The sequence below is a fragment of the Nonomuraea fuscirosea genome, assembly GCF_035917475.1.
GTDB lineage: Bacteria > Actinomycetota > Actinomycetes > Streptosporangiales > Streptosporangiaceae > Nonomuraea > Nonomuraea fuscirosea.
Genome location: NZ_CP109074.1, coordinates 1,404,708 through 1,424,156, shown reverse-complemented (window position 1 = coordinate 1,424,156; position 19,449 = coordinate 1,404,708). Strand labels below are relative to the sequence as shown.

The 19,449-nt window shown below is 70.1% G+C and carries 13 protein-coding genes; 5 read left to right on the top strand and 8 right to left on the bottom strand.

Annotated features, from left to right (window positions below):
* Window positions 1-52 precede the first annotated feature (52 nt).
* The 3 genes from OIE67_RS06380 to OIE67_RS06370 all read right to left on the bottom strand — a co-directional run bounded on the left by OIE67_RS06380 (window position 53) and on the right by OIE67_RS06370 (window position 4,724).
* Window positions 53-2,869 (bottom strand): vitamin B12-dependent ribonucleotide reductase, encoded by a 2,817-nt coding sequence (locus tag OIE67_RS06380; protein ID WP_326637560.1) that lies wholly within the window; start codon window positions 2,867-2,869, stop codon window positions 53-55.
* Window positions 2,866-3,321: a transcriptional regulator NrdR gene (nrdR, locus tag OIE67_RS06375; protein ID WP_090941385.1), complete on the bottom strand. Its 456-nt coding sequence runs from the start codon at window positions 3,319-3,321 to the stop codon at window positions 2,866-2,868. The genes OIE67_RS06380 and nrdR overlap by 4 nt, the downstream gene beginning before the upstream one ends.
* A 485-nt stretch (window positions 3,322-3,806) precedes the next feature.
* A complete protein-coding gene (locus OIE67_RS06370; protein WP_326637555.1) occupies window positions 3,807-4,724 on the bottom strand; it encodes an SDR family NAD(P)-dependent oxidoreductase in 918 nt (305 codons plus the stop codon).
* Between the two features lie 154 nt (window positions 4,725-4,878).
* On the opposite strand from OIE67_RS06370, the gene OIE67_RS06365 reads away from it, so the two are divergent.
* Complete coding sequence (locus OIE67_RS06365; protein ID WP_326637553.1) at window positions 4,879-5,676, top strand: helix-turn-helix transcriptional regulator; 798 nt, start codon at window positions 4,879-4,881, stop codon at window positions 5,674-5,676.
* Between the two features lie 327 nt (window positions 5,677-6,003).
* Here OIE67_RS06365 and OIE67_RS06360 read toward each other — a convergent pair whose 3' ends face one another.
* On the bottom strand, window positions 6,004-6,192 hold the full coding sequence (locus tag OIE67_RS06360) for a hypothetical protein (protein ID WP_326637551.1): 189 nt from the start codon (window positions 6,190-6,192) through the stop codon (window positions 6,004-6,006).
* A 61-nt stretch (window positions 6,193-6,253) separates the two neighbouring features.
* On the bottom strand, window positions 6,254-6,565 hold the full coding sequence (locus OIE67_RS06355) for a LysM peptidoglycan-binding domain-containing protein (protein ID WP_326637549.1): 312 nt from the start codon (window positions 6,563-6,565) through the stop codon (window positions 6,254-6,256).
* A gap of 1,371 nt (window positions 6,566-7,936) precedes the next feature.
* Here OIE67_RS06355 and lexA point away from each other — a divergent pair.
* A complete protein-coding gene (gene lexA / locus OIE67_RS06350) occupies window positions 7,937-8,644 on the top strand; it encodes a transcriptional repressor LexA (protein WP_106250306.1) in 708 nt (235 codons plus the stop codon).
* A gap of 1,142 nt (window positions 8,645-9,786) precedes the next feature.
* Here lexA and OIE67_RS06345 read toward each other — a convergent pair.
* Window positions 9,787-10,629, bottom strand: a complete 843-nt coding sequence (locus OIE67_RS06345; protein ID WP_326637547.1) for a nucleotidyltransferase domain-containing protein — start codon at window positions 10,627-10,629, stop codon at window positions 9,787-9,789.
* 140 nt (window positions 10,630-10,769) lie between these two features.
* Here OIE67_RS06345 and OIE67_RS06340 point away from each other — a divergent pair, with 140 nt between their 5' ends.
* Window positions 10,770-11,804: a MalY/PatB family protein gene (locus tag OIE67_RS06340; protein WP_326637545.1), complete on the top strand. Its 1,035-nt coding sequence runs from the start codon at window positions 10,770-10,772 to the stop codon at window positions 11,802-11,804.
* Between the two features lie 228 nt (window positions 11,805-12,032).
* Here the strand turns inward: OIE67_RS06340 and OIE67_RS06335 are convergent, their stop codons facing one another.
* Window positions 12,033-15,257 (bottom strand): S41 family peptidase, encoded by a 3,225-nt coding sequence (locus OIE67_RS06335; protein WP_326637543.1) that lies wholly within the window; start codon window positions 15,255-15,257, stop codon window positions 12,033-12,035.
* A 139-nt stretch (window positions 15,258-15,396) separates the two neighbouring features.
* Here OIE67_RS06335 and OIE67_RS06330 point away from each other — a divergent pair, with 139 nt between their 5' ends.
* Together OIE67_RS06330 and OIE67_RS06325 are read left to right on the top strand one after the other, a co-directional pair.
* Window positions 15,397-15,825, top strand: coding sequence for a hypothetical protein (locus OIE67_RS06330; protein WP_326637541.1), 429 nt, complete (start codon window positions 15,397-15,399; stop codon window positions 15,823-15,825).
* Between the two features lie 50 nt (window positions 15,826-15,875).
* Window positions 15,876-16,844, top strand: coding sequence for a TIGR03557 family F420-dependent LLM class oxidoreductase (locus tag OIE67_RS06325; RefSeq protein WP_326637539.1), 969 nt, complete (start codon window positions 15,876-15,878; stop codon window positions 16,842-16,844).
* A gap of 77 nt (window positions 16,845-16,921) precedes the next feature.
* Here OIE67_RS06325 and leuS read toward each other — a convergent pair whose 3' ends face one another.
* Window positions 16,922-19,369, bottom strand: a complete 2,448-nt coding sequence (gene leuS, locus OIE67_RS06320) for a leucine--tRNA ligase (protein ID WP_326637537.1) — start codon at window positions 19,367-19,369, stop codon at window positions 16,922-16,924.
* Window positions 19,370-19,449 lie beyond the last annotated feature (80 nt).

Here is a 19,449-nt window from a genome sequence, read left to right as displayed (position 1 = left end):
AGCTCTCGACAGCTCTCAACAGCAGAGACTCACACCTGAAAGGCGCTCAGCCTCAGCTGCAGCCGCTGGTCGAGCCGCAGCCCTCGCAGACGTAGCAGCTGCCGGCCGGTCGCATCTTCGTGCCGCACGTCATGCACAGCGGCGCGTCCGCCGTGAAGCGCTGGTGGCTCTCCAGGGTCAGCTCCTTGACCGGCTGCTCCTCCGTCTTCGGCTGGGCGGCCTCGATCGGCGCCGACTGGGCCAGGGTCTCCCGGTCCATCGTCTCCTGCAGCGCCGCCGGGTCCTCGCCGCGCTGCTGCGCGGCGCGTTCGGCCGCCGAGAAGATGCCCAGCGCCGCCCGCTCGTCGTAGGGCAGGTGGTCGAGCGCCAGGCGGCGGAAGATGTAGTCCATCACCGAGGTGGCCATCCGGATGTCCGGGTCGTCGGTCATCCCGGCCGGCTCGAAGCGCATGTTGACGAACTTGCTCATGTACGTCTCCAGCGGCACCCCGTACTGGAGCCCTATCGAGATCGCCACCGAGAAGGCGTCCATGACGCCCGCGAGCGTCGAGCCCTGCTTGGACATCTTGAGGAAGACCTCACCGAGCCCGTCGTCGGGGTAGGACGAGGCGGTCATGTAGCCCTTGGCGCCGCCGACCGTGAAGCGGGTGGTCATGCTCGGCCGCTGGTTGGGCATGCGCCGCCGGGTCGGCCGGTTGACCTCGATGACCTTGACCTCGGGCTCCTGCGCCTGCTTGGCCTCCTGCTTCTTGGAGCCGTCGCCGGCCGACAGGGGCTGGCCCACCTTGCAGTTGTCGCGGTAGACGGCCAGCGCCTTGAGGCCGAGCTTCCAGCCCTCCAGGTAGACCTGCTCGATGTCGTCGATGGTGGCCGACTCGGGCAGGTTGACCGTCTTGGAGATGGCCCCGGACAGGAACGGCTGCGTGGCCGCCATCATGCGCACGTGGCCCATGGGCGCGATGGCCCGCTCGCCCATCGCGCAGTCGAACACCTCGTAGTGCTCCCTGCGCAGGCCGGGCGCGTCGACGACGTGGCTGTGCTCGCCGATGTACTCGACGACGGCCTCGATCTGCTCCTGCTGGTAGCCGAGCTGCTTGAGCGCGCGCGGGATCGTCTGGTTGACGATCTGCATGGACCCGCCGCCGACGAGCTTCTTGAACTTGACCAGCGCCAGGTCCGGCTCGATGCCGGTGGTGTCGCAGTCCATCATCAGGCCGATCGTGCCGGTGGGCGCGAGCAGGCTGGCCTGGGCGTTGCGGTAGCCGTTCTTCTCGCCCAGCTTGAGGCACTCCGACCACTGCCGCGACGCCTCGTTGTGGATCTTCGCGTCCATGGTGCCGACCGTGCGCAGGTCGTCGTTGGCCGCGGCGTGCTTGCGCATGACGCGCTTGTGCGGCTCGGCGTTCCTGGCATATCCGTCGTACGGGCCCACGACCGCGGCCAGCTCGGCGCTGCGCCGGTAGGACACACCGGTCATCAGGGACGTGATCGCCGCCGCGACGGCCCGGCCGCCGTCGGAGTCGTACGCGTGCCCGGTCGCCATGAGCAGCGCGCCCAGGTTCGCGTAGCCGATGCCGAGCTGCCGGTACGCCCGCGACGTCTCACCGATCTTCTCGGTCGGGAAGTCGGCGAACGTGATCGAGATGTCCATCGCGGTGATGATCAGCTCGGTCAGCTTGACGAAGTCGGCGACGTTGAAGGTGTTGTCGTCCTTGAGGAACTTCAGCAGGTTGATGCTGGCCAGGTTGCAGGAGGAGTTGTCCAGATGGACGTACTCGCTGCACGGGTTGCTGGCCGTGATCCGCCCCGTCTCGGGGGTGGTGTGCCAGTCGTTGATCGTGTCGTCGTACTGGACACCCGGGTCGGCGCACTCCCAGGCGGCCTTGGCCATCTTGCGGAACAGGTCCTTGGCGTCGACCTTCTCGATGACCTCGCCGGTCAGGCGGGCCCGCAGGCCGAAGTCGCCGCCCTGCTCCACCGCGCGCATGAACTCGTCGGACACGCGGACGGAGTTGTTGGCGTTCTGGTACTGGACGCTGACGATGTCCTTGCCGCCGAGGTCCATGTCGAACCCGGCGTCCCGCAGCGCGCGGACCTTGTCCTCCTCGCGCGCCTTGGTCTCGATGAACTCCTCGATGTCGGGGTGGTCGACGTCGAGCACGACCATCTTGGCCGCCCGGCGCGTGGCGCCGCCCGACTTGATCGTCCCGGCCGAGGCGTCGGCGCCGCGCATGAACGACACCGGCCCGCTGGCCGTGCCGCCGCTGCTGAGCAACTCCTTCGACGAACGGATCCGCGACAGGTTGACCCCCGACCCGGAGCCGCCCTTGAAGATCACGCCCTCTTCCTTGTACCACTCCAGGATCGACTCCATCTGGTCGTCCACGGAGAGGATGAAACACGCGCTGACCTGCTGCGGCGACTGCGTGCCCACGTTGAACCAGACCGGCGAGTTGAACGCGAACACCTGGTGCGCCAGCGCGTACTTCAACTCGTGGTCGAAGATCTCGGCATCCTCGTCACCGGCGAAGTAGCCGTTCTCGACGCCGGTCCTGGTGTAGACGCCGACGACCCGGTCGATCAGCTGCTTCAGGCTCCACTCGCGCTGCGGCGTGCCCACGGCGCCGCGGAAGTACTTGGTCGTCACGATGTTGGCCGCGTTGACCGACCAGGACTCGGGGAACTCGACACCCCGCTGCTCAAAGTTGACCGACCCGTCGCGCCAGTTCGTCATGACGACGTCGCGGCGCTCCCACTGGATCTCGTCATACGGGTGCACACCGGGCTTGGTGAAGATCCTCTTCATCTTCAGTCCCTTACGCGGACGCTTACCCCCGCGCGCGACTGAACCGCTGGCCGTCTCCGTCATGACTCCCCCTTCTCCGCCTTCAACTGTGAGATCTCGGCCTCGAAGTCCGCCAGGCTCTCGAAACCGCGATATACCGATGCGAACCGCAGGTAGGCCACCTCGTCCAGCTCCCGCAGCGGGCCCAGGATGGCCAGGCCCACCTCGTTGGAGGGGATCTCGGCCGCGCCCTTGGCCCTGATGGCCTCCTCCACCCGCTGCCCGAGCTGCGCCAGCGAATCCTCGCTGACCGGCCTGCCCTGGCACGCCCGCCGCACGCCCGCGACGACCTTGTCCCGCGAGAACGGTTCCGTGACTCCGCTGCGCTTGCTCACCATGAGCAGTACGGTCTCCTGCGTGGTGAACCTGCGCCCGCATTCGGGACAGGTGCGCCTACGCCGGATGGCCGCGCCGTCGTCCGTGGAGCGGCTGTCGATGACCCTGGTGTCAGGGTGGCGACAGAACGGACAGTGCACGCTTTTCGCCTCCAAGACCTGCGGCCACCACCCGCGCCCTCACCCGCCATGACGGGACGCTCGCGCACACTCCACGGGTGCCCATGGAGCGGTCACAGAAACACAAGGTGTGGTGAACTACATCGGTGTAACTACTAGATGTTGTGGTCCAACCGTAGAAGCGAGCGACCATGAACGCAAGTTGAGCCGGCCCTTCCCGCCGAAGTCGCTGATCAGCCCACTGACCCCATCCGCCCCGGGCGTGTCGGCCGGCCGTAGGTGATCTTCTCGCAGGTGAGGCGTCACATCGGTTGCTCCGGGCCTCGTTCGTGAACAAACCTCACAACGGTACCGAACGACACCTCCACCGCTTCCGCCCCGCCTCATGAGCCTCCCTCACACTTCTCTCCCGTACGTACGCGCGCCACGCCCCGCGTCCCGCGCCGGACGGGCCTTACGTACAACCCCTCCCACCTGCGCTCTCATCCCTCCGCCGGCCGCATTCCTCAGGCCTTCTCCAGCCACTCCCAGAGCATTCGTTCGCGGTCGGCGTCGTACGACTCCGCGGACGAGCGCATGACCCTGGTGCGGTGGACGTAGGAGCCGGTGGACGCCTTCGTCACCCCGAGCACGACGTCGGCCAGCTTGCGCCCCGCGACCGGCCGGGTGTCGACGAGGGGCGTCACTTCGAGGACCGGGATGAGCCACTTCATCACGAACTGCAGCGAACCGCCTGCCTCCCGGGCGAGCCCCGTACCCGTCACGAGGCTCGGGTTGTAGGCCACGATGTCGACGCCCTCGGGGAGCCGCCTGGCCCACTCGTGCACGAGATGGATGCCGCCGAGCTTGCTGGTCGTGTACGCCCGGCGGCCACCGGAACGAACCCGCTCAGAACGGCCGAACGCGCCGGGCCGGGAGAGGATCGCCGGGTCCTGCCAGTGGGGCGCGGGCATGGTGGCGCCGGTGTGCCGGAGGTCGCCGTAGTGGGCGTCGCTGACGGAGACCACGATGCGCGCGGGCGCCTGGAGATGCGGGTGCAGCCGCCTGAGCAGCAGGTGGGTGGCGAGGACGTTGACGGCGAAGGTCAGCTCGTACCCGTCGGCGCTGGTGTGCAGGGCGTCGGACAGGTGCACGCCGGCGTTGCACACGACGCCCCGCAGCGGGGGGAGCGCGCCCGCGTCCACGAGGTCCTCCACCTGCGCGGCGGCGGCCTCGACACTCGCCTTGGCGGCGAGGTCCACGTGGATCGCGGAGACGTGCGGGGAGACGGCCCGCAGCCATGGCAGTACGTGGGCGGCTGAGGCTTCCCTGGCGAGCACCACCAGGTGCGTCTCCGGGCTGCGGCGCAGGATCTCCGCTGCCGCTTCGAGGCCGATGCCTCTGGTCGCGCCGGTCATGACTATGGTGCGGGTGGCTGTGGTCATGTGCTGACTCCATGGTCGTACGAAGGCCGAAATATCGGCACTCGCACGACTCTGCGAGGCCCCGTACGGGCGGGGAAGACCTCGCCGTGCCTGGTACCGGGAGGGCCACGCAGGCGAGCCCGCACGGTCGGCGCCCCACGGCACAATGGTGGACATGCCGCACACCGCCCGGCCCGAACTCGGGGAGTATCTGCGTCGCCGGCGCGCGGCGCTGACGCCCCCCGACCGGCCGGGCATCGCGCGCACCTCACACCGGCGCGTCCCGGGGCTACGCCGCCAGGAGTTGTCCGAGATCGCGGGGATCTCGGTCGAGTACTACACCCGCCTCGAACAGGGCCGAGCACCGCGCCCGTCGCGCGAGGTCCTCACGGCACTCGCGCGAGCGTTCACGCTGACCGACGCCGAACGCGCCCACCTGTTCCGGCTCGCCGGCGAACTGCCTCCAGAACCCCTCTCCCCGGACAGCGAGATCCGCCCCGGGCTCCTCCGCCTGCTGCGCACCCTCGACGACACCATGCCCATCACCGTCCATGACGGACGCCTGGACCTGCTCGCCCACAACGCCGCCGCCGCCGACCTCCTCGGGCCGCTCTCCTGCACCGGTCGCTACGGACGCAACATCGTCTACCAGTGCTTCACGGCCCCGGCGGTCCCCGACGTGCTCGGCGACGACGGTGCCGGGCAACTCGCCCGTGCGGCCACCGCTGAGCTCCGTGCCGCGCTCAGCCGCTACCCGGGCGATGAGTACCTCCAGTCCCTGCACGCGGAACTGTCCGAGACCAGTGCGGCCTTCCGCGATCACTGGGAACGAGGCGAAGTCGGATCATTCCGCTCCCTGACCAAACGCCTCCACCATCCGGCCCGTGGCTGGCTGACCTTCGACAGCGAAGTCCTCCACGACCCGGAAAGAGACCACTGGATCATGCTCTACACACCCCGCGAACCCGCCTGACCTCACCCGACGCATCCGATCCCCAGCCGTGACCAGGTCGCGCAACCCAGACCACCAGACCACCGGGATCAAGCGACCAGGCGACCAGGCGACCAGGCGACCAGGCGCAGGTAATCGGAGGTCAGCCCGCGCTGCCGCGACTGCCCAGATCAGTCGGCCGGATCAGACCACCGGTCTGAGAGCGCCCGGAGTCAGGTGCTCGGATCAGCCGGACGAGGACCAGGCCGCCAGGCTGAGGCCACTCAGAGTCAGGCGGCCGCGATCGGACGGTCGCGACAAGTCATCAGGCTGGAAGCCACCCCGGCTCGGGGCCGCGCACTGCCGCGATCACCGCAATGACCGCAATCCGCGCAAGGCCACAATCCGAGCATTCCGTGCGATGCCTGCGATGCCTGCGATGCCTGCGATGCCTGCGATGCCTGCGATGCCTGCGATGCCTGCGATGCCTGCGATGCCTGCGATGCCTGCGATGCCTGCGATGCCTGCGATGCCTGCGATGCCTGCGATCGTGACCATACCCGTGAGTGCGTAGTGTCTGCGATCCTGGCCATACCCTGTGCCGCGGTGATGCCCGCGATCACCGTAAGGCGGCGGTGTCGTTCGGGACGTACAGCCGGCTGCCGGGTCGGATGAGGGAGTCGGGCAGGCCGTTCAGCCGCTTGATCTCCTCCACCAGGGCGGTGGGAGCGTCCCCCTCGGAGAGTGCGTCAGCGATTTCCCCCAAAGTGTCCCCCTCGTGAACCTCCACCCACGGCAGCCCGGCCTGCCCGGTCACCACGACCTGGACGTCCGCGTGCCCCACCGCCCGCGTACCTAGCCAGAACCCCCCGAGCGCCAGCAGCGCCACCACGATCACCAGCACGACCCGCCCCCGCCGCGTCAACCGCACAGGAGCAGCACCGTTCCGAGTCGGCGGCACAGGAGCAGCACCGTTTCGCGTCGGCCGCGCCGGCACAGCACCGATCCGGCGCAACCGCACCGTGGCAGCACCATCCCGGTTCGGCCGAAGAGACCCCCGGCCCTCGCCACCACGCCCCTCGGCACCCTGCCCCTCGGCACCCTGCCCCTCGGCACCGCGCCACCCGGAAACACTGCGCAGCCCTCCGTTGTCGCGCCGCCTCCCCTCGGCGCCGGGCTTCCTCCCGCCGATGCGCCGCACTTCGGCACCGGCAGGCCGACCGGAAGGGCCGTTCGGACGCGATGCGTCGCCCACCCGGGAGGACGCGCCTCTCCGCCGCAGGAGACGACCACCCGCCCGGAAGAGCAGGCCACCCCGTGCAGCGGCGGCCTCGTCCTGCCGTGAGGTCGAGCCGGTCCGCCACCGTCCACCGGCAGCCGGTGATCGCTTCGTGGCGGATGGCTGCTTGCCGCTGATCGTGGATCTGCTCCCCTCGACAGCGACCGGACCGCGCCCCACCCCTCGTTTACGCCCTACCGCCGATTTACGCCCCACCGCTGGTTCGCGCCCCATCCCAGGCTCGTCGGCTTCCCCCTGCCTGCGGGCAGCACCAAGCTTGTCGGCTCCCCCTTGCTTGCGGGCAGTCCCGGACTTGCGCCCCGCCCCCAACCAGCGGGCCGTCCTAGAGTCGCGGGCCGTCTCAGACCCACCGGCCGTCTCAGACTCGCGAACCACCCCTGGCCCGCGGGCCATCCCCGGCTTTCGTACTGCATCAGACTTTCGGGCTGCCTCAGACTTTCGGACCGCTTCAGGCTTGCGGGTCGACACGGTGTCGTCCGTGCCGTCCGGCGTGTCGCTCCCCCGCCCCCTTCGCGTCCTGACACTCACGGGCGGCACCGTGTCGTCGGAGTCGCCCCCTGTACGCGGAGGCGGGACGAGGCGCAAATGGGATCTTCCCCCACCAGTCGCGCGGGGCCCCAACCTCTTACCGGAATTCGCTCGGACACCGGCCTTCACCCGCGTATTGTCTCCCCGTCGATCCTTACTCTGCGTGGCATCGGCTATCAGTGTGAGCTGGTTGGCATCTTCGCTGGTCGTGTCCGTATTCGTGGGCGTTCGCATGGATGACCTCCTGCCGTGTGGCCTGAGGAAAAGGCCAAATAAAGATCAGCAAATCGAACACGGTGTCGATCGAACTCCCGTACGATGTTGTACACCACACTGGCGACTTTTTCGAGGAAGACTCGAACAATTGTTTGAAGATGATCTTCAACAGCGATACGGTCGCTGTGTGCGACATCAGGACCACGGACCGGGAGGTTCGCCGGTAAGGCGGGCCACCAGGCGAGGAGGAGGAAGAGCATGACCGAGCGGGATGGCACAAACGGGGTCAGCGACCTCGCGGTGCGCCGGCGAGACTCCCTGGGGCTGACCCCCAGGCAGCGCAAGATCCTGGAAGTGATCCGAGACTCGGTGCAGCAGCGCGGATATCCGCCGTCCATGCGCGAGATCGGCGAGGCGGTGCAGCTGACGAGCACGTCCAGCGTGTCGCACCAGCTGACGGCGTTGCAGCGCAAGGGTTACCTGCGGCGCGACCCGCACCGGCCGCGCGCGCTGGAGGTCCGCCTGCCGGGCGAGCCCGTGCTGTGGGTCGACCCCGACGCCGGCGACGAGGAGCCGACGGTCAACCGCCCCACCGCCGCCTATGTCCCGCTCGTGGGCCGTATCGCCGCCGGTGGGCCGATCCTGGCCGAGGAGAGCGTCGAAGACGTCTTCGCGCTGCCGAAGCAGCTCGTCGGCGAGGGCACGCTGTTCCTGCTGCAGGTCACGGGTGACTCGATGATCGAGGCCGCCATCGCCGACGGCGACTGGGTGGTGGTCCGGCAGCAGCCGGTGGCCGAGAGCGGCGACATCGTGGCGGCCATGATCGAGGGCGAGGCCACGGTCAAGACCTTCAAGCGCAAGGACGGGCACGTCTGGCTCGTCCCCCACAACCCCAACTACGAGCCGATCCCGGGCGACGAGGCCAGCGTCCTGGGCAAGGTCGTAGCGGTCCTGCGCCGGCTCTAGCCAGCTAGTGAGGCGTGGCCGGGCGAGTGTCTCGTTCGTTCCACGTCACACCGCCTGGGCTCCGGGATCCGCAGGCTGAAAGGCATGCGTCCCGTTCGTCCCAGGTCAGGCTCCTGAGGTTCAGAGCCACTGGCCGAAGGGCGCAAGTGTCCTGTTCTTCCTGTGTCGCACCGCCTGCGGCGGCAGAAGTCGCAGGCCGCAAGACGTGCGTCCCGTCGCCGCCACCGCGCCGACGGTCGCACCGCATGATTGATCGATGAGGTACGCCGCATCCGCGCCTCCAGGGGCGTTCGGTGCTGCTTGCCTGGTCACCGGCTGACGGGTCCGTCGCCGCTCCTACGCCGACAGCCACGGCGTGGGGGCGGCAGGCCATCTGTCTCGGGCATCCCCGACATACGACCGTAGATCGCTCCCGACGTCCTCCTCCTCCCGGCGAGCGGCAGGGTCACCTCGGGGTGCCCGGCGACAGCGCGTAACGAAAATGGCCGGAATGACGGTGGCCAACGGTGCTGCCCGGACCGGCGCCGGGGCAAGGCAGGGGACGGGCCGCCCCACGCACCGCCAAGGCCCTCCGGATGATCAGCCGCAGCTGCTCGCACCCAAGGACGCGCATCGCCGACGAGGTGCGCGCGGCTCTCGACGGCAAAGGGTCTACGCGTCCGAAGGACGTCGCTGGGTGCGACTGTCCACCTGTTCGACATCCGGGGTGCTCGTGGCCGGGGCGCCAGCCGATGCGGCTGATCATCCGGAGGACCTTGGCGGTGCAGGTAGCCCGTTCCCCGTGCCGGCGGATGTGGCTGCTCATTCGTAGAGCATCGGGAAGTTGAGCTGCGCGTCGCAAGGAGACCAGTCCGTGCGACTGATTGCCCCAAGGCTTCGGCGATGGGGCCGGGCTCTAGGCGCAAGTGGGTGTGGTCGCTCGTTCAGAGGACCGTCGGCGGGGTGGGGCGGCCCGTCACCTCGGGGCCCGTGGATACGGCTGCTTAGCGTAGAGCAGCGGTACGTTGAGTGCGCGTCGCAGGCGGGCCAGTCCAAGGCGACTGATCGTCCGTGAAGCGGTGGCGGGGTGGGGCGCTGTCTTGGTGCAGTGGGGGTGGAGTGGTGTCTGGGTGCGTGTTGGGGTTGGTGCTTGTTTGGGTGGGTCAGGGGGTGCGGTAGAGCTTGTGGGCTGCGGTGATGGTGTGGTCGGCGAAGGTCAGGACGTCTTTTCTGCGTTCGAACGGGGAGCCGTACAGCGAGCGGCGCGGGGTGCCGAAGTGGTCGCCGAGGCCGGCGACTACGCTCGCCACGGTCGGCGTTGCCGTGTCTTCCTCGCGGAGGCGTAGTGCCTCGTTCAGCACGCGGTGCCAGCGTTCTGGGAAGACTTGCAGGGCGTGGCGGCCGGCCTCCGTTTTCGAGGTGATTTCGCCGGTCGCCAGCGTGTAGTGCAGGCGGGATACGCCGGTTACCATCCAGACGGTGCCGTAGCCGCCGAGGCAGGTGAGGCCCCACGGGGAGAGGGGGCGGGCGGCGCGGGTGACCAGGCGGCGCCAGTAGAGGTCGAGGTTGCGGTCGGTCCAGGCGGCCAGGGCGCTGGGATCGTTCCAGATCTTCAGTTCCTCCGGCTTGGGGCCCCGGCAGGTCAGGCCGTGGCGGGCGAGGGTGTGCCAGGTGACGGGGTTGGGGGTGCCTCGCCGGTCGAGCCGCCCAGCGCGGGCCTGGGGGCGTTCACCCAGGTCGGAGGGGTTGTGGCCGAGGTCGTCCCAGGTGAGGTAGACGCCTTCGAGGGGGTGGGCGCCGAGTTTGGTGTGGATGCGCTCCAGCACCCCGGCCGGTGGCGGGTCGGCCGTCACCGCCACGAAGTCGACGTCGCTCGTGCCGGGCCGGTAGTCGCCCAGCGCCGCCGAGCCCTCCAGATAGAGGCCCTCCACCAGACCGGGAGCCTCCGCGTCGGCCAAGATGAGATACGTCTCAACTATCGCGTCGATCTTCGGGTGGGGCATCATGGCCGCCCAGCCTGCCACAATCCGCCGCACCGCCTCATCACAATCACGAATCCTAGAATGGCTGAGTGAAGGACGTATATCCCCCCATAGACCTTAAATCCACTCATGATGGTCTTAAGTGGTCGGCGGTCGAGCCTGGAGTGATCCCTGCCTGGGTCGCCGACATGGACCTGCCCACCGCCCCCGCCGTCACCGAGGCCCTGCTGCGCCGCGCCGCCGGCGACCTCGGCTATCCGAGCTGGCTGGTGGACCCGAACGCCGGCCCGCTGGCCGAGGCCTTCGCCGAGCGCATGGCCGCCCGCTACGACTGGCGTCCGGACACCGCCCACGTACGTCCGTTCAGCGACCTCAACCAGGCCGTCCAGGCGATCCTGCAGGTCTGGACCAAGCCGGGAGACGGGGTCGCCGTGCACGCCCCGCTCTACCATCCGTTCCTGGACACGCTGCAGATCATGGAACGCCCGCTGCGCCCGATCCAGATGGAGCCGGACGGCGCCACGTGGCGCTTCGAGCTGCCCGACCTGTCGGACTGCCGGGTGCTGCTGCTGGTGAACCCGCACAACCCCACCGGCCGGGTGTTCACCCACGCTGAGCTGACCGCGCTGGCCGAGAGCGCCGAACGCCACGACCTGCTCGTCATCGCGGACGAGATCCACGCCGACCTGGTCTACGAACCGCACCGGCACATCCCGTTCGCCATGATCCTGCCCGAGCGCACCGTCACGCTCACCTCCGCCACGAAGGCGTTCAACCTGGGCGGCATCCGATGCTCGGTGGCCCACCTCGGGCATCCTGGCCTGCGCGCGGCCATGGACGCGCAGCCCCCGTTCGTGTACGGCTCCCCGAGCGTCTTCGGCGTCGAGGCGACGGTGGCGGCCTGGCGGCACGGGGACGACTGGCTGGCCGAGACCGTGGCCCTGCTCGACCGGCACCGGCACACCCTCGCACGGCGCCTGCCCGCCGCGTTCGGCTACCGCGTCCCGGAGGCGACGTACCTGGCCTGGCTGGAGGTGGGGCGGCCGGGCATGGCGGAAGTGATCGAGCGAGAGGCCAGGGTCCGGCTGAACGACGGCGCGCCGTTCGGCCCCGGTGGCGAGCACTGTGTACGGCTCAACTTCGCCACCACCGAGGCCATCCTGGACGAGATCCTCAACCGGTTGACCCACATCGGCTGATCCGCGTCATTCGACCGTCAGCATCGCCCGGCAGGCATCGTCTGATCCGCATCCTCGGGCGCGCATGGCCTGATCCGCATCCTCGGGTGCGCGTTGCCTGACGCGCATGGCCTGACGCGCATGGCCTGACGCGCGTCGCCTGATGCCTGGCCCTGGCGATCCGGGCCGGTCCGGGACCCGCCCGGCCCGGTTCGTTCGGGTCCGGGCGGGTCTGCGGCCGACGCGGGGTCAGGTCAGTGGAGGCAGGTCCGGCGGGGTGGCCGCCGGGTGTTCGTCGAGGGCCGCGAGCGCGAGCTCGATCGCCTTGTCGAGCTGCGGGTCCCGCTCCGCCACCCGGTCCTGCGGCGTCATCACCACCTCGACGTCGGGATCGACGCCGTGGTTCTCCACGCCCCAGCCGGGCCCTTCGAGCCAGAACGAGTACCGCGGCTGGGTGACCACGGTCCCGTCCACCAGCGTGTACCGGTTGTCGATGCCGATCACGCCGCCCCACGTCCGTACGCCGACCAGCGGCCCGATCCCGCGATTCTTGATGCCGGCGCTGACGATGTCGCCGTCGGAGCCCGCGAACTCGTCGGCGATCGTCACCACCGGCCCGCGCGGCGAGTCCTCCGGGTAGCGCATCGGCTTGTATCCGCGCGGCAGCGCCCAGCCGGTGACCCGGCGGGACAGTTTCTCCAGCACCAGCTCGGACAGGTGCCCGCCGCCGTTCTCGCGCACGTCCACGACGAGCCCTTCGCAGGCCATCTCGGTACGCAGGTCGCGGTGGAACTGCGCCCACCCGCTGGCCACCATGTCCGGAACGTGCAGATATCCCAGCCGGCCGCCCGACGCCTGCCTGACGTGGGCCCGCCGGCCCTCCACCCACTCGTGGTAACGCAGCTGCGACTCGTCGGCGATCGGGGTGACGACGACGCGGCGCACGTCACCGCCGGAGCCGGGCCGGACGGTCAGCTCGGTGGGCCGGTCCGCGGTGCCGGCCAGCTGGGCCAGCGGCCCGCGTACCGGATCGACCGGGCGGCCGCCGACCGCGATGATCGCGTCGCCGGGGCGGACGGCGACGCCGGGGGCGAGCAGCGGCGAGCGGGCGGCGTGGTCGGACGACTCGCCCGGCAGGATGCGGGCGACGCGCCAGACGCCGTCGTCGTCCCTGGCCAGGTCGGCACCGAGGAGACCCTGGCGGCGTCTCGGGTCGGAGCCGCCACCGGTGGCGTACGCGTAGGCGTGGGAGGTGCCGAGTTCGCCCTGCGCCTCCCAGAGCAGGTCGATCAGCTCGGCGCGGGAGCCGATGCGCTCGACCATCGGCTCGTAGCGGTCGAGCACGGCCTGCCAGTCGACGCCGTTCATGTCGGCGCGCCAGTAGTGGTCGCGCATGAGCCGGCCCGCCTCGCGGTAGGCCTGCCGCCACTCGGCCACGGGCTCGATCCGCACGGCGATGCGGTCGAGGTCGATGGTGACGACGTCGTCGCCCTCGCTCGCGGGCCGGGTCTGCAGGCCGTTCTTGCCGTGGGTGACGAGCCTGGAGCCGTCGCCGCTGACCTCGAACGAGCGCACCTCCTTGCCCAGCTCGGACTTGGAGCGCTTCTTGAGGTCGTAGCGTTCGAGGACGATGTCGGGGCTCTGCTCGCTGCCGTCGCCGAGGCGCCCGGCGATCGGGAAACGCAGCCAGAGCAGCGCGTCCTTCGCCGCGCGCAGGTTGCCGTAGTGGCCGGCCTGCACGGGCACGGGCACCACGCGCGCGAAGATCCCGTCGGGGTCGACCTCGGTGCGCGGCGGCTCGTCGTCCTTCTTCTCCCCCTTCGCGGGCTTGTCGTCCTCACCGTTGAACCCGCGCCCCTGGAGCGAGGGGTCGAACGGGGACGGCGTGGCGGCCTGCAGCGGCACGATGTACGGCTTGTCCCCGTATGCGAAGGCCAGGTCGAAGGCGTGCGCGTCGTAGACGGGATCGAACGTCCGCACCGACAGGAAGGCCAGGTGCTTGCCGTCCTTGGTGAAGACGGGGTCGTGGTCCACGAAGCGGGGCGGGGTCACCTCGATCACCGAGGTGCCGTCCACCCGTCCCATCTTGATCTGCGTCAGGCGTACGTCGTGCGGATGTTCCCAGGCCAGCCAGCCGGAGTCGGGCGAGAACGTCAGGCCGCCCACGTCGCCCTGCTCGGTCCTGTCCAGCTCGCGGATGTTCTCGCTGTCCAGGTCGATGACGAGCAGCCGCCCGTCGTGCGTGGCGGCGGCCACGTGCTTGCCGTCGGGGGCGGCGGCCAGTTCCAGCACCCGCCCGAGCCGGCCGGCGGCCAGCGTGCGGACCTCGCCGCCCGGGGTGCCGATCTCCAGGCCGTCCTCGCCGGTGGCGTCGGACACCCACACGGCCTTGCCGTCGGCGTCGAGCACCTGCGGCAGCCGTACGCGCACGCCCGGCTCGGCCCGCAGCGCACCCGCGGGCCCGTCGCGGTGGGTGACCCAGTGCACGGTGCCGCGGATCTCCACGGCGCTGGCGCGCCCGGTCGCGTCCGGCGCGTACGCCCCCACCCGCAGCGGCGCCGGCCGCCTGGCGCGTCCCGGCCGCGGCCCGCCGAGCGTCACGTCCAGCCGGTACGGCTCCGCGTCCAGGCTCTCCATCAGCCACAGGTCGCCAGCGTGACTGTAGACGACCCGCTCGCCGTCGCTGGTGGCGTGCCTGGCGTAGAACTCCTCGTGGGAGCTGTGCCGGCGCACGTCGGACCCGTCGGGCAGGCAGGAGTAGACGTTGCCGACGCCGTCCACGTCGGACAGGTAGACGATCCGGTCGCCCGACCAGCTCACCGACCAGTACTGCGCCGCGCTGTCGGCGAACAGGCGGGTGAACTCGCCGTCCCCTTCAGCGTCCACCCAGATCTTGGCGGCCGTGCCGCCCCGGTACCGCTTCCACTGCGAGGGCTCGCGCCAGATCGACGACACGGTGACGACCCGCGCACCGCCACCGGCCTCGCTCGCGGTGCCACTCCCGGTCCCGGCCCCAGCTCCGGCACCGTCGATGGGCCCGTCGATGGGCCCGTCGATGCTCACGTCGCTCACCCACCCGTACGGCAACCGCGTGGCGGGCCCGCCGTCGAGCGGCACCGCGTACGCCCACCGCCGGGTGTCGGAGCTCTGCCCGGTCGCGCTGACGGCGAGCACCCGCCCGTCCGCCGTCCATCCGCGGACCGAGGTCGAGCCGCCGCCCCAGTGCGTCAGCCGCTCGCCCTCCCCGCCGTCGATCTCGGCCGCGAACACCTCGGCGGCGCCCTCCCTGGAACCGGTCCACGCGATGCGCGCGCCGTCGGGCGAGAACCTCGGGTACGACACGGAGACGCGGTCGGCGGTGAAGCGCCACGCTCTTCCTCCGGTCAGCGGGGCGAGCCAGACGTCGTCGTCGGCGACGAAAGTGACCAGGTCACCGTGCAGGTGTGGGTATCTCAGGTATGCGCCATTTGTCACAGCTGCACACTAGTGCGCGCGGTCAAGCCCGGCCTATGAATTCTTCCGCCAGCGGACGTCCCCCGCACCTGGAAGCAGCACATCGGAGGTATGGAGTGGTATGTGATTGGATGCCGGATTTTCGGAGAGAGGAGGAACCATGAGGATCTTCGCTCGCGCCCACCAGCTGCCGCCGCGTCTGGCCGCCGCGGCCATCATCCTGGACTCCGGCCTGGGCAAGGCCCACGCGGACGAGCAGGGCGCCGCGGCCACGCACGGCATGGCGACGACCACGTATCCCTTCCTCGGCCGCATGGAGCCGGCCGCGTTCGTCCGGCTGCTGTCGAGGTCCGAGATCGCCCTCGGCGTGGCGCTGGCGACGCCGTTCGTGCCGTCGCTGCTGGCCGGGGCGGCGCTGACCGGCTTCGCGGCGGGACTGCTCGGCCTCTATCTGCGGACGCCGGGGATGCGACAGGAGGGCAGCCTGCGCCCGGCCCCGCAGGGCCTGGCCGTCGCCAAGGACGTCTGGCTGCTCGGCATCGGCCTCGGCCTGGTGATCGAGGAGCTGCGCGAGCGCGACCATCATTGATCTCCGGTCCCTCGACGCTAGTCCACACAAACCCTGGGTAGCCGGGACCCATGGTACAAATCGGCTACACCTTGATGTCCGAGCAGACCCCGGCCCGCGAGCTGGTCGACTACGCCGCCGCGGCCGAACGGACCGGCTTCGACTACGCGGTCATCTCCGACCACTACTTTCCCTGGCTGGAGGAGATGGGGCACTCGCCCTACTGCTGGTCGGTGCTGGGCGCCGCGGCGCAGGTGACTGAGCGGCTGCCGCTCATGACGTACGTGACCTGCCCCATCATGCGTTACCACCCGGCCGTGGTGGCGCAGAAGGCGGCCACGATGGGGGTGCTCAGCAAGGGCAGGTTCACCCTGGGGCTGGGCGCGGGCGAGAACCTCAACGAGCACGTCATCGGCGAGGGCTGGCCGCCCGTGGACACGCGGCACCGGATGTTCGCCGAGGCGGTGCAGATCATCAGGGAGCTGTTCAGCGGCGAGTACATCACCCGGCAGGGCGAGTTCTACGACGTGGACTCGGCCAAGCTGTACGACCTGCCGGAGCGGCCCGTGCCCATCGGCATCGCCGCCTCCGGCGGGCAGTCGGCCGAGCTGGCCGCCGAGTTCGGGGACGTGCTGGTCGTCAACGAGCCGATGCCGGCGGTGGTGCGGCAGTTCAAGGCGGCCGGCGGGGAGGGCAAGCCGATCTACGGGCAGCTGCCGATCGCGTACGACACCGACCGAGACGCCGCAGTGCGGCGCGCCCACGAGCTGTGGCGCTGGTCGGCCGTCGGCGGCTGGAAGGTGATGGCGGAGCTGCCAGGACCGGTGAACTTCGCCGCGGCCGCCGGCACCGTCCGCCCCGAGGACGTGGCGGAGAGCGTACCGTGCGGCGACGACGTGAGCGCCGTGGTGGAGGGCGTCAGGAAGTTCGCCGATGCGGGTTACACGCACGTGGCGCTGGTGCAGATCGGGCACGACCAGCAGCAGCCGTTCTTCGACTGGGCGGAGAAGGAGCTGCTGCCGGCCCTGCGCGAGCTGTGACCGGCCCGACGACCAGGGCCGGCGTACCGGGCCGCCGTCCCGGACGGACGTCCCGGACGGACGACCCGGACGGGTGACTAGGGGACGATGTTGACCAGCTTGGGCGCGCGGACGATCACCTTGCGCGGCATGCCGGTCAGGTAGGGCGAGACCTTGTCCGAGGCCAGCGCCAGCGCGCGCAGCTCGTCCTCGGCGATGCCGGGCGGCACCTCCAGGCGGTCGCGCACCTTGCCCGCCACCTGCACCACGCAGGTGACCGACTCCTGCACCAGCAGCGCGGGGTCGGCCACCGGCCAGCCGCCGAAGGCGACGGGCCCGGTGCGGCCCAGCCGCTCCCAGCCCTCCTCGGCGGTGTAGGGGGCCACCAGCGACAGCATGATCGCCAGCGCCTCGGCGGCCTCGCGCACCGCCGGGTCGGCCGGGCCGGGGCCCGAGTCGATGGCCTTGCGCGCGGCCGAGGTCAGCTCCATCATGCGGGCCACCGCCACGTTGAAGCGGTAGGAGTCGACCAGCTTGGTGACCTCGTCGATGGTGTGGTGGGTCACCTTGCGCAGCTCGGTGTCGCCGCTCTCGAACGCCACCCCGGGCTCGCTGGCGACCTCGGACATCACCCGCAGCGCGCGGGCCAGGAACTTCTGCGAGGCGGCCGGCGACAGGTCGGCCCAGTCGATGTCGTCCTCCGGCGGCCCGGCGAAGATCATGGTCAGCCGGACGGCGTCGACGCCGAAGTCGTCGATCTGCCGGCCCAGGTCCACGCCGTTGCCCAGGGACTTCGACATGGCCTTGCCGCCGTTGATCACCTGGCCCTGGTTGAGCATGCGCACGAACGGCTCGGTGAAGTCCACCATGCCCATGTCGTGCAGGACCTTGGTGAAGAAGCGGGAGTAGAGCAGGTGCAGCACCGCGTGCTCGATGCCGCCGACGTACTGGTCGATCGGGCCCCACTTGCGCACCTGCTCGGGGTCGAACGGGCCATCGGTGTAGCCGGGCGAGCAGTAACGCAGGAAGTACCAGGACGAGTCGACGAACGTGTCCATCGTGTCGGTGTCGCGCCTGGCCGGGCCGGAGCACTTGGGGCACGCGACGTTGACCCAGTCGGTGGCGCTGGCCAGCGGGGAGACGCCCTTCGGCGCCAGCGCCTCGCCGCGCATGTCGGGCAGCGTGACCGGCAGCTGCTCGTCGGGTACGGGCACCTCGCCGCAGTCGGGGCAGTGGATGATCGGGATCGGCGTGCCCCAGAAACGCTGGCGGGACAGCAGCCAGTCGCGCAGCCGGAAGTTCACCGCGCCGGTGCCCCTGCCGTCGACCTCCAGCACCTCGATGATCTTCGCGATCGCCTCGGTCTTGGTCAGGCCGTCCAGCGGCCCGGAGTTGACCAGCGTGCCCTCGCCCGGCGTGGCCTCGCCGGTCTCACCGGGGTCGGCCAGGCCGGTGTGCACGACGACCTTGACCGGCAGGTCGAACTTGCGGGCGAAGTCGAGGTCGCGCTGGTCGTGGGCGGGCACGGCCATGATGGCGCCGTGGCCGTAGTCGGACAGCACGTAGTCGGCGGCCCAGACCTGGATGCGCTCGCCGTTGACCGGGTTGATCGCCCACCGGCCCAGGAAGACGCCGGTCTTCTCCTTGTCGGTGGCCAGCCGCTCGATGTCGCTCAGCTTGGCGACCTCGGCGCGGTAGGCCTCGAACGCCGGGCGCTGCTCGTCGGTGACGATCTCGTCGGCCAGCGCGGCGTCGGCGGCGACGACGAAGAACGTGGCGCCGTAGAGCGTGTCGGGGCGCGTGGTGTAGACGTGGACCGGCTCGTCGCGGCCCTCGATCTCGAACAGCACGTCGGCGCCCTCGGAGCGGCCGATCCAGTTGCGCTGCATGGTCAGCAGCCGCTCGGGCCAGGCGTCCAGCTGGCTCATGTCGTCCAGCAGCCGCTGCGCGTAGTCAGTGATCTTGAAATACCACTGCGTCAGCTCGCGGCGGACGACGTCGGCGCCGCAGCGCTCGCACTTGCCCGCCACGACCTGCTCGTTGGCCAGCACGGTCTGGTCGTTGGGGCACCAGTTGACCAGGCCGCCCTTGCGGTAGGCCAGCCCCCGCTCGAAGAAGCGGATGAACAGCCACTGGTTCCAGCGGTAGTAGTCGGGGTCGCTGGTGTGCAGGCGGCGCGACCAGTCGAAGGCGATGCCGTAGCGGCGGAAGGAGTTGGCCTGCGTCTCGATGTTGGCGTAGGTCCACTCGGCCGGATGGGCGTTGCGCTTGATCGCGGCATTCTCGGCGGGCAGGCCGAAGGAGTCCCAGCCGATCGGGTGCAGGACGTTGTAGCCCTTCTGCATCCAGTAGCGCGCGACGACGTCGCCGATGGCGAACACCTCGCCATGGCCCATGTGCAGGTCGCCGGACGGGTAGGGGAACATGTCGAGCATGTAGCGGCGCTCGCGGAGGTCCGCGGCGTCCTCGCTCGCCCGGTAGGGTTCCTGCTCCTCCCATCGCTGCTGCCACTTGGCCTGCAGCGCCTGCGGGTCGTACTCACTCACGGCTAGTGTCCTTCTGGCTTGACTCGGACCCAATAAGAAAACCCCCCGTGCACACAACGAGGGGTGGAGCCGCGACGGCG

Coding starts and splice junctions, on each gene's coding strand:
- OIE67_RS06380 (WP_326637560.1), bottom strand. CDS start 2,869: ATGACGGAGACGGCCAGCGGTTCAGTCGCGCGCGGGGGTAAGCGTCCG.
- OIE67_RS06370 (WP_326637555.1), bottom strand. CDS start 4,724: ATGACCACAGCCACCCGCACCATAGTCATGACCGGCGCGACCAGAGGC.
- OIE67_RS06365 (WP_326637553.1), top strand. CDS start 4,879: ATGCCGCACACCGCCCGGCCCGAACTCGGGGAGTATCTGCGTCGCCGG.
- OIE67_RS06360 (WP_326637551.1), bottom strand. CDS start 6,192: ATGGTCACGATCGCAGGCATCGCAGGCATCGCAGGCATCGCAGGCATC.
- lexA (WP_106250306.1), top strand. CDS start 7,937: ATGACCGAGCGGGATGGCACAAACGGGGTCAGCGACCTCGCGGTGCGC.
- OIE67_RS06345 (WP_326637547.1), bottom strand. CDS start 10,629: ATGATGCCCCACCCGAAGATCGACGCGATAGTTGAGACGTATCTCATC.
- OIE67_RS06330 (WP_326637541.1), top strand. CDS start 15,397: ATGAGGATCTTCGCTCGCGCCCACCAGCTGCCGCCGCGTCTGGCCGCC.
- OIE67_RS06325 (WP_326637539.1), top strand. CDS start 15,876: ATGGTACAAATCGGCTACACCTTGATGTCCGAGCAGACCCCGGCCCGC.